This is a genomic window from Oscillatoria sp. HE19RPO (assembly GCF_024220515.1).
In the GTDB taxonomy this organism is placed as follows: domain Bacteria; phylum Cyanobacteriota; class Cyanobacteriia; order Cyanobacteriales; family Laspinemataceae; genus Laspinema.
Map to the genome: position 1 here is coordinate 1 of NZ_JAMXOT010000448.1, position 8209 is coordinate 8209.

General features: G+C 49.0%; 6 protein-coding genes. 3 read left to right on the plus strand and 3 right to left on the minus strand.

Translation table 11 applies throughout. The features are described 5' to 3' along the window. The 3 genes from NG833_RS29270 to NG833_RS29280 all read right to left on the minus strand — a co-directional run. The coding region (locus tag NG833_RS29270) for a tetratricopeptide repeat protein (protein ID WP_254568789.1) at positions 1-1259 on the minus strand (1259 nt) is incomplete at its 3' end. A gap of 36 nt (positions 1260-1295) precedes the next feature. After that, the gene (locus tag NG833_RS29275; protein WP_254568790.1) at positions 1296-2273 is read right to left on the minus strand and encodes a homogentisate phytyltransferase; all 978 of its coding nucleotides are present in this window, start codon (positions 2271-2273) and stop codon (positions 1296-1298) included. Positions 2274-2332: 59 nt separating this feature from the next. Then, complete coding sequence (locus NG833_RS29280) at positions 2333-3244, minus strand: methyltransferase domain-containing protein (protein ID WP_254568794.1); 912 nt, start codon at positions 3242-3244, stop codon at positions 2333-2335. Between the two features lie 89 nt (positions 3245-3333). Here NG833_RS29280 and NG833_RS29285 point away from each other — a divergent pair, with 89 nt between their 5' ends. The 3 genes from NG833_RS29285 (at position 3334) to NG833_RS29295 (ending at position 8152) form a co-directional block, all read left to right on the plus strand. Next, entirely contained in the window at positions 3334-4818 is a 1485-nt protein-coding gene (locus NG833_RS29285; RefSeq protein WP_254568791.1) for a methyl-accepting chemotaxis protein, read from the plus strand. Between the two features lie 243 nt (positions 4819-5061). Next, positions 5062-6621 (plus strand): CmpA/NrtA family ABC transporter substrate-binding protein, encoded by a 1560-nt coding sequence (locus tag NG833_RS29290; protein ID WP_254568792.1) that lies wholly within the window; start codon positions 5062-5064, stop codon positions 6619-6621. 196 nt (positions 6622-6817) lie between these two features. Then, a complete protein-coding gene (locus NG833_RS29295) occupies positions 6818-8152 on the plus strand; it encodes a TrkH family potassium uptake protein (protein WP_254568793.1) in 1335 nt (444 codons plus the stop codon). The last annotated feature ends 57 nt before the right edge of the window (positions 8153-8209 follow it).

The following is an 8209-nucleotide window of genomic DNA, read 5'->3' on the forward strand; positions in this document are numbered from 1 at the left end:
AAAGATACATCAGCCCGCGCAGGCGGGCTTGGTTCCGATAGCCCCACCCTTCCAGGGTGCGGGCTTTCCAGCCCCAAAGATACATCAGCCCGCGCAGGCGGGCTTGGTTCCGATAGCCCCACCCTTCCAGGGTGCGGGCTACTTTGTTCCTGTAGCCCCAGCCGGGAAGGGTGACGGGGACGCACCATCAGATAGGGAATCTCACAGGGAATGGTGTCTAACGTTGTGCCAAAAATTCGCGGTAAACTCATCAAGGGCGCATGAACATCAAACGCCGGTAAAGGCTCATCCCTGACAACCAGGATATCCACCCCTTCTAGCTGTTGCAACAAGGGAAATAAGGGGGGATAACACTCCAGGATTACCCGCCCGCCCAGGGCGGCAACAAGGGGAATATAGCGGATAAATTGGAGGGTATCTCCGAATCCCTGTTCACTATGGAGGAGAATGGTGCGCCCGGTGAGGGAGGAACCGTCCCATATCGGTTGCGAAAACGGGCGGGGTTTGAGGGTTTCGGTTTGCCACCGCCATTCATATTCAATGAATCCCTGGGGGTAATTTCCGGAAATTAGGAGTGAGAGGGCGCGATTCCAATGGAACATTACGGTGTGAGGTTCCAGGGCGATCGCCCGATCATAACAAGCAATTGCCTCCGCTAACTCCCCATAATCATGTAACGCCACCCCAAGGTTATAGTGAAATTCCGCTGAATCTGGAGAGCGATCGCAGACTTGCCGATACTGAATAATTGCTGCCTCTAAGTCTCCCGCTTCTTTCAAAGCATTGCCGAGATTTGTCTGAATTTCTAGGTCCTGTGGATCTAAGGCAAGGGCTTGCTGATACTGGGCGATCGCCCCTTGAATCTCTCCCCGTTCTAGGTACAAATTGCCTAAATTATAGCAGGCTTTGGTATAATTAGGTCGCAGAATTATCGCTTGGCAGTAATGGGCGATCGCCTCTACCTGTTGTCCCTGCAACTTCAGGGAATTTGCCAGATTGTAATGGAACTCCGGCACATTCGGATGGACTTTGACGGCTTGCTGATACCATTTGATCGCCCCGAGATTGTCTCCCTCTTGGGCGGCGATCGTTCCCAACAGGTTCAATGCCAGAAGGTGATCCGGTTCCCGATTCAGGATTTCCCGACAGAGAATTTGTGCCCGGGCAAAATTCCCAATTTCGCACTGTTTTTGAGCCATTTCCAAACATTGCGAAACGGAGAGTTGTGAGTAAGGGTTCGCCGATTGATTCACATCCATGATTTAACAGCTATCGGGGAGGGTGATGATAGGAATTTACGCCAACAGACAAGCCAGGGGAAACATGATATATTCTAGGAAAAACAGTTTCCAGATAAATTGATAGCAAGCGGCGATCGCGACTTTATCCTCTAAATCCACCTGGCGACTGCGCCACCATAACCCCGTCAATGCCACAGTATGGGCGATCGCCAAGACGAAGGGATTGACTTGAGGGAGCCACCAAAACGCGGCTACACTGGTAGCAATATAACAGACAATAATCACCCCTCGGGCTAAATCGAAGACGGTACGCGCCCCCAAACGCAGGGTTAAGGTGCTAATTTGATAGAGGCGATCGCCTTCCATATCGGGAATATCTTTAAAAATGGCGATCGCAAAGGTAAAGCCCAACACAAACAGGGTCAGCGCCCATACCGAGGGAGGAATCATCAACGCGCCCTCCCCTTGCATCACCCATTGGTAATGTAAAAACAACCCTAAATTAACAATAATCCCGCGCACGGTGAAAATGCAAAAAGATGCCCAAAAGGGAAAGCGTTTTAACCGAATGGGCGGCAACGAATAAGCCGTTCCTAAGCCTAAACTAATGAGTACCGTTGCCAACAACCAAGGTCCTTGCACCCAGGCTAAGACAACGGCTAAAATCCCCGTCATCCCTACAATAATTTGCCCTTGTTTGCGGGAAAATTCACCGGCAGCAACGGGTAACTCAGGCTTATTAATTTGGTCAATTTCAATATCGAACAGTTGGTTTAATCCAACAATATAAACATTTCCACACAGACAAGCAAACCAAGTTCCGAATAAGGGCAAGAGGGCTTTCCAAGTCAGGCTATCCCCAGAGAAAGCCAGGGCGATCGCAAACAAACCAATGGCACTCAAACTGGTGCCAATAATCGTATGGGGACGGGTAAATTTCCAGAACGAATAGAGCCAAGGGGCATATTTCTGGACCACGTTCATTTCAGCCGGTTGAGAAACCGTCGGGGGAGAGGGAGAAAGTTGGCTCATAAGCTAGATAAAAATACAATCACCACAACAGCAAAGACAGAAAAAACTTTCAAAAAAAGTTAGGATTTCGTCCCACAGAGTACCCCATATCGAATTAACCCTTGCTTATATCCATCACGCATCAGTCCTAGAGCCAGCGCCCCTTGAATTGTTTGCCAACCGGATAATAATAACCCCCAAAGGGCTGAGGGGTCAAAGGCAGAATCAATGACAAAATCCCAAAACGGAGCCACTGCTTCGGACCAATCGGCAACCTGAATCCCTTCAAACCCAATTTCTCGGGCAATTGTCTCATATTCGGGTAAAGAAATCACATAGGGCAAGTAATAAACCTTGTAAATTTCCATTAGTTGATGCCGTTCGCGATCGCTCAGGGGGGCGGCAGGGGGGGCAACGGGACGATGACACCAGGTTGCCATCATCAACGCGCCTCCCGGTGCCAAAACTCGATAGCATTCTTGTAAAAACTTCTTTTTATCCGGCATATGTTCGCCGCTTTCCAGGGTCCAGACGAGATCGAAGGAATTATCCGCAAAGGGCAACTCCAGGGCATTGGCGACGCGAAACTCCGCCCTCGGACCCGGGGTCATGATCCCCGCTTCCGGAGCCGAGGATGTCGGAATTCCGGCTTCTGTGGCTCGTTCTGTAGCCCGGGCCGCCTGGACTGGACTCAGAGTAATTCCCGTGGCGCTGGCGGTCAACTTTTGTGCTAAGTATAAAGAGCTACCACCGATGCCGCAACCTACATCTAAAATCGTGGAAACCTGGCGGTTGAGGTCCTTGGACAACTGCACCCCTGTCCAAGCCAGGAGTTCCTCAATCAAGTCAATCTGTGCCTGTCGTCGATCCAAGCGGCGATCGCCCCTTTCTCCGTAATACCCATGATGCATATGTTCCCCCCAAACCTGTTCCCATAGTCCGGAGGAAGCATCGTAAAACTGCTGAATTTGCTCGTACAAGTTGCTCGTCATCATGGCTGGTTAACACTCAAAAGCCCTGGGCTTACAGTAAAGCAGCCTCTATTGTAAACGATCGTGAACCCATTGGAGAAATCTGCCTTATGTTAGTAAAACGATTACCCTTTAGCTGGGATTTCTCAAAAATCAAAGTGACTTACCAGATTTTTGGGGGATATGCTGTTCCCATCTTCCTCTCAGTCTGTGCAGCGATTTTGGTATATTTTAATGGGGTTAGGCGAGTCAATGAAGCCTCAACCCAGTTAGAGGCGGTTCGGATGCGGGTGGATGAAGTCGAAGCGTTAGCTTATAGCATTCTCGCCATGCAGCGAGCCGCTCGGGCTTATATTATTTCTCGGGATATTAATGAATTAGAAGGGTATGAAGAGTGGGATAATACATTTTATGAACAGTCGGAAAAATTGCGATTTTTAATTCAAAGCCCGGACCAACGGGAGAATCTCAAACAGATTATTGAATTAGGCGATCGCGTCAATGAATTTGACCGTCGCTTAATTTCTTATATCGAATTGGGCAAAATGAATAAAGCGGAGCAAACCGCGCGCAGTGGAGAAGGAAAACTCGCCGCCAACCGCTTGAAAGAACTGGTGAAAAAGTTTACAGATACAGAACAAGTGATTTTAGCCCAGCGAAATCAAGAGCGTGCAAATGCCTTAATGTTTCTCTCCCAGGTTGTCTTTGGAACCGCTGGAATCACCACCTTGTTAGGAATGACCATCGGCGCTAAAATTTCCACGGCGATCGGTCAAAAAATGAACCAACAAGCCACTGCGATCGCCAAATCTGCCGCAGAAATTGCTGCCACCATCGAACAACAGGAACGTAGCGCCGCCTTTCAATCCGCTGCCACCACCGAAACCACCACTCACCTCGATCGCCTCAGCTTTTCCTCTCAACAAGCAGCGCAGGAAACCACCCATTCATCCGCCTGTGCCGATCGCGCCCTCACCCTCGCCAATCAAGGGACCACATCCGTTAATCAAACGTTAGCGGCAATGGCAACCCTGGAGATTAAAGTGCAGAATATCGCCGATGAAATCGGCTGTTTAAATCAACAAACCCATCAAATCGCTGACATTGCCCAATTAGTCGGTCAGTTAGCCACCCAAACTAATATGCTGGCATTAAATGCGGCGATCGAAGCCGTTCGCGCCGGGGAGAAAGGCAAAGGATTTGGGGTGGTTGCCACCGAAATCCGCAAACTCGCCGATCGCAGCAAAGAATCCGCTGATAAAATTCACATCCTACTCCGGGATATCGAAGCGACCCTTAGTTCTACTATCAAAGTGACTCAAGAAGGAACCCGCAGCGTCACTGCCAGTAGTCAGATTACTCAACAAACTGCTGAGGCATTTCAAGGCGTTCGTACAGCGATCGATGAAGTGGTTGCCAGTACCGCCGAAATAGCCCTGGTTGCTAAACAACAAGCTACGGCAATCCATGAAGTGTTCGATGGCACCAATAGCATTGATATTTCAGCGCGAGAAAATGCCGCTGGGATCACTCAAGTCAAAATTGCCATCCAACAACTCAATGATGCCGCCCAAGCGTTGCAAGCAATGGTTTAAAACGGTTCGTGATGAACTTGGAGGCTTTAAACTCCGGATTTCCTATCATTTCGATTGGCTATCGTTAGCCTCAATTATTGTCCCGCATCAGGGTGGAAAGCGTTATCATACGGAATCCGGTTGTCAAAGGTCTATAAAAACTAGCCCTGTCAAAGTTTATTTGTAGGGGCGTATTGCATACGCCCTCTCATACCAAATCCTGTATAATCCTCTAAATTACCCGAATCATTTCCTAATTCTAATATGCTTAAAACTCACCCATTATCCAGTCCAACCCAGGATAATTTTCCGCCATTTTTCTGCCATTGTGGCCGGGGTCATGGCCCAGGGAATTGCAACATAAATCCCCCAGCAGATGTTCAAAATTTGCGGGAGGTTTGGCAGAAACTTTCTCGCCCTTCTCTGAGCCAAATCGTCACTGAAAATCATCACTCCCCGGAAAAATTCCCTCGCAGCAGTGAACCCAGACTCAATGCCTTAATCGCCGAGTCGGAACAGTGGGCAGCCGAGGCGATCGCCCGGTTTGGGGGAATTGAGGCCGTGATGGCTTCCGCTTATGGCGTTGATGCCGAGGGCAGCATTCGAGAGACCCTGCCGGACAGTCCGTTTACCCGGCGGAAATTTCTGCAACAAGTGGCGATCGCTGCTGCCTTAACTGTTGCCACAAATTGTGCTATTCCTGACCCGGAAGAACCCGATTCATCCCCAGTTAGCCGCTTAGAAAAAACTGATCTCAAAATCGGCTTTCTTCCCATCACTTGTGCCACGCCAATTATTATGTCCCAACCCCTGGGATTTTATCAGAAATATGGATTAAACGTAGAACTGGTAAAAATGGAGAGTTGGGAACAGGTCAGAGATTCGGCAATGGCGGGAGAATTGGATGCCTATCATATGCTCTCCCCCATGCCCATTGCCATGACTTTGGGCCTGGGGTCTAAGCCTTTTCCGATTAAACTAGCCAGCATCGAAAATATCAACGGTCAAGCGATTGTTCTGGCCTTTAAACATCAGGATAAAGTCAAAGAAGCCAAAGATTTTAAGGGGTTAACCCTGGGGATTCCCTTCCGCTATTCGATGCACAACTTATTATTACGGTATTATCTGGCAAGTAATAATATTAATCCAGACCGAGATATTAACATTAAACGAGTCCCACCCCCCCAGGCGATTAACTTAATGAAAGCGGGAGAAATTGATGGGTTTCTGATGCCCGATGGCAATGCTCAACAAGCGGTTTATGAAAAAGTCGGGTTTATTTACCTGCTGACCAAAGACCTGTGGGATGGACATCCTTGTTGTTCCTTTGCGGCATCTAAACCCTGGATTGATGAACATCCCAGCACCTTTCGGGCCTTGAATAAAGCGATTATTGATGGCTGTAATTATGCCCGAAATCCGGAGAATCGGCGGGAAATTGCTCAGGCGATCGCTGCGCCGGAATACCTGAATCAACCGCAATCAGTATTAGAATCCGTCTTAACCGGAACCTTTGACGATGGATTAGGGAATATCCGGACCGTGAGCGATCGCATTGATTTCGACCCCTATCCCTGGAAAAGCTTTTCCTACTGGATTACCTCCCAGTTTGCCCGATGGGGGATGTTGGACCGGCAAAATATCCCCCACGAGGCGATCGCCGATGAAGTATTTTTGACCGGATTAGCCCGACAACTGGCCAAACAACTGGGACAGACCCCACCCACCATCATCCTCCGGGATGAACAATTAAAATTTGGCCTCTTCGACCCCAGCGAACCCGACGCCTACCTGCAAGCGCAAATTCAAAAACATGGATTTTAGAACCGTTTGGGAAAAACTTTCCCGATCTGGCGATGGGGAGGAATCATCGGGAACCCGAGAAAATGACCTCTCCGGGGTCCCTGGGGCGGCCCGATAAAATAGTAAATTTAACAAAAAATAGGCGCAGACTGAGGGCGACTTGATAGGCGATCGACGCTTCACCTTAAAATCAAATCAATCTCAAAGCTAAAATATCATGACTGTTGCTAGAACGATTTGTCTCGGCTTTCTGGTGATGATTGCGATCGGCACCATCTTGCTGCTGTTGCCTGTCTCCACCAGTGATGGGACCTGGAACAATTTCGTCACTGCTTTATTTACCGCCACCTCCGCTGTCTGCGTCACCGGATTAATCGTCGTCGATACCGGCACCCATTATTCCGGATTGGGGGAATTTTTCATTCTCTTACTGATTCAAGTCGGTGGACTCGGTTACATGACTGCCACCACCTTTCTGCTGCTGTTACTCGGACGACGATTGGGATTGCGAGACCGAATAGCGATTCAACAATCCTTAGATACCGCAGAAATGTCCGGGGTGGTCCCCTTGGTGCGTTCCATTATTGCCATGACCCTAGTCTTTGAACTCACCGGGATGTTCATACTGCTGTTGATTTTTACCCCAGACTTCGGTTTTAACTATAGCCTGTGGCTGTCAATTTTTCATAGCATTAGCGCCTTTAACAATGCGGGGTTTAGTTTGTTTGCCAATAGTTTAATGGGCTATGCCGGATCCATCCCCATGAATTTGGCGATCACCTTCTTGGTGATTTTTGGGGGGATTGGCTATCAAGTGATTATGGAAATGTATATGTGGGTGCGCGATCGCATTTCCAGAAATTCCGAACGAGTCGTCTTTTCCCTTCATTTTAAAATCGTCACCAGTACCACCCTGTTCCTGCTGATTCTAGGGGCGATCGCCTTTTTCTTCACCGAATCCCAAAATCCCGAAACCTTGAAAAATGTCGGATTCCTCGAACATCTGCTCAGTGCCTGGTTTCAGTCCGTCATCACCCGTACCGCTGGATTTAACAGCATTGATATCGGTCAAATGACCACAGCATCACTCTTTATCACCATTGCCTTGATGTTTATCGGGGCCTCCCCAGGTAGTACCGGAGGCGGCATTAAAACCACCACAGTGCGCGTATTGACAAGCTGCACCCGTTCCGTACTCCAGGGACGCAACCAGGTCCTCTGCTTTGAACGCAAAATTCCCCCAGAATTGATTTTGAAAGCCGTTGCTGTGGTCCTCAGTTCTATCGGCATCGTCGTTGTCGCCACCATTTTGCTGGCAATCAGCGACCCCAACATCGAATTTATCGAGCTTTTCTTTGAAGTCGTCTCCGCCTTTGCCACGGTTGGTTTATCTACGGGGATCACCGGCAATCTCTCCACCCTCGGCCAACTGGTGATCATCGTCACCATGTATGTAGGCCGGGTGGGAATGGTCATGCTCATGAGCGCTATGATTGGAGACCCCAAACCCTCCAATATCCGCTATCCGGAGGAAAATTTGTTAGTAGGATGATGGGATGGGGAGGATGGGGTTCATGTTTGTAGTAACGACTTGAGTCGTTGCCGCGTG